This window comes from Vibrio sp. 10N.261.55.A7, assembly GCF_002877365.1.
GTDB lineage: Bacteria > Pseudomonadota > Gammaproteobacteria > Enterobacterales > Vibrionaceae > Vibrio.
The window spans coordinates 1-386 of sequence record NZ_MCWZ01000270.1; the positions used below are offsets into that span (position 1 = coordinate 1).

The 386-nt window shown below is 43.5% G+C and carries 1 pseudogene; it reads left to right on the forward strand.

Features of this window, described 5'->3' with window-relative positions:
- Positions 1 to 67: 67 nt before the first annotated feature.
- Positions 68 to 386, forward strand: a pseudogene (locus BCU12_RS11810) (acetate kinase); the annotation flags it as partial.

Sequence of the window (386 nt, forward strand, 5' to 3'; positions counted from 1 at the left end):
GAATAATAGAGGCACACAAAAATTGAAGCGTTGGCTTCATCTCTCAGCCCAAACAGGATGCATATTAATGTCGAACTCGCTTGTTCTAGTCATCAACTCTGGAAGTTCATCTTTAAAGTTTGCTGTTATCGACGCAAACACCGGTGATGATATCGTTACTGGCCTTGGTGAATGTTTTGGATTACCAGAAGCTGTGATCAGCTGGAAATTCAACGGTGAAAAAACAGAAGAAGCGATTACTGCACCTGACAGCCACCATCAACATGCAATAGACCGCATTGTGGCACTCATGGACACGCTAGGCTTCAACAAAGACTTAGTCGCTGTTGGCCACCGTATTGTTCATGGCGGAGAGAAATTTACTTCAACAATTCGCATTGATGAAG